The sequence below is a fragment of the Candidatus Eisenbacteria bacterium genome, from assembly GCA_035577985.1.
Classification (GTDB): Bacteria; Desulfobacterota; Binatia; order DP-6; family DP-6; genus DATJZY01.
This window is the reverse complement of sequence record DATJZY010000053.1, coordinates 1-2,002: the sequence shown is the minus strand read 5'-3', so window position 1 is coordinate 2,002 and position 2,002 is coordinate 1. Positions and strand designations below refer to the sequence as shown.

Here is a 2,002-nt window from a genome sequence, read left to right as displayed (position 1 = left end):
CGGCGGCCTCCTCTCCGCCATCGGGATCGCCGGGATGGATCGCATGATCCAGGCGAACGTCATCGCGATGTCGGGCCGCGCCGTCGAGGCGGCCGGCGACGTCGACGTCCTGCTGCTCGACAAGACCGGCACGATCACCCTCGGCAACCGGCAGGCGACCGCATTCATCCCCGTCGACGGCGTAGCGGTCGAGAAGCTCGCTGATACGGCGCAGCTCGCCTCGCTCGCCGACGAGACCCCGGAAGGCCGGAGCATCGTCGTCCTCGCCAAGGACAAGTACGGGCTCCGCGAGCGCAACATCCATGACCTCAAGGCCGCGTTCGTCCCCTTCAGCGCTCAGACTCGCATGAGCGGCGTCGACCTGGACGGCCGGCGGGTGCGCAAGGGAGCGGCGGACGCAATCGAGGAGTACATCAAGAGCTCGGGCGGCCGCTTTCCCGTCGCCGTGCAACGGAGCGTCGATTCGATCGCCACCGAGGGCGGGACTCCGCTCGTCGTGGCCGACGGGGCCGAGGTCGTGGGGGTCATCCAGCTCAAGGACATCGTCAAGACCCGCATCAAGGACCGGTTCGCCGAGCTGCGGCAGATGGGCATCAAGACGGTGATGATCACCGGGGACAACCCGCTCACGGCCGCGTCGATCGCTGCCGAGGCGGGCGTCGACGACTTCCTCGCGCAGGCCACGCCGGAGAAGAAACTCGAGCTGATCCGCGAGTACCAGCGCGGCGGCCGCCTGATCGCCATGACGGGCGACGGCACCAACGACGCGCCGGCACTCGCGCAGGCGGACGTCGCCGTCGCCATGAACACCGGTACGCAGGCGGCCAAGGAAGCCGGCAACATGGTGGACCTCGACTCGAACCCGACGAAGCTCATCGAGATCGTCGAGATCGGGAAGCAGCTCCTCATGACCCGGGGCTCGCTCACGACGTTCAGCATCGCGAACGACGTCGCGAAGTACTTCGCGATCATTCCGGCGGCGTTCGCTACCACGTACCCGGTCCTCGGCAGGTTGAACGTCATGGGTCTCGCGACCCCGCAGAGCGCCATTCTCTCGGCCGTGATCTTCAACGCCCTCATCATCATCGGGCTGATCCCGCTCGCGCTGCGCGGCGTCCGTTACCGCGCGGTAGGCGCCTCGACGCTGCTGCGCGACAACCTCCTCATCTACGGTCTCGGCGGCATCGTCGCGCCGTTCATCGGCATCAAGGCGATCGACATGGTGCTGGCCGGGCTCGGTCTCGCCTGAAGGCACAAGGAGACGATCATGAACCAACTCCGTCCCGCGCTCTTGGTGTTCGTAGTCCTGACGGTCGTGACCGGCGTCGCCTATCCGTTGGCCGTGACCGCGATCTCCCAGATCGCCTTTCCGACACAGGCCAACGGCAGCCTGATCGTGAAGGACGGCAAGGTCCTCGGCTCGACCCTCATCGGGCAGCCGTTCGACGACCCCAAGTACTTCTGGAGCCGGCTCTCCGCCACGGCGCCCGTCGGTTACAACGGCGCAGCGTCCTCGGGGTCGAACATGGGACCGCTGAACGACGCGCTCGTCGACGCCGTTCGCGGTCGGGTCGATGCGCTCAAGGCCGCCGATCCGGACAACAAGCTGCCCGTCCCCGTCGACCTCGTGACGGCGTCCGGCAGCGGTCTCGACCCGAACGTCAGCCCGGCGGCCGCTCGCTACCAGGTCGCGCGGGTCGCCCGAGCCCGCGGCCTCGCGGAGCCCGAAGTCCAGACGTTGGTCGTGCGGTACACGCACGGACGACAGCTGGGCATGCTCGGCGAGCCCGTCGTCGACGTCCTCGCGCTCAATCTGGCCCTGGACGCGAAGCGCTGAGAGGACATCGGCATGAAGATCGCGTGTCCCGTGCCCGAAGGGCTCGCGCCATGCGCTCGAAGGGGCGACCCATGACGACACGGATGATCTCGATCTTCCTGATGACCCTGCTGGCGACCCGAGCCACACCGGCCCACGCCACGCAGGCCACGCAAACACCCCCTG

The 2,002-nt window shown here is 67.9% G+C and carries 2 protein-coding genes; both read left to right on the top strand.

The features are described 5' to 3' along the window. Positions 1–1,249, top strand: a 1,249-nt coding sequence (gene kdpB / locus VMS22_08560; protein HXJ34080.1) for a potassium-transporting ATPase subunit KdpB, incomplete at its 5' end; no start/stop codon positions are given. 15 nt (positions 1,250–1,264) lie between these two features. Next, positions 1,265–1,837, top strand: a complete 573-nt coding sequence (gene kdpC / locus VMS22_08555) for a potassium-transporting ATPase subunit KdpC (protein HXJ34079.1) — start codon at positions 1,265–1,267, stop codon at positions 1,835–1,837. Positions 1,838–2,002 lie beyond the last annotated feature (165 nt).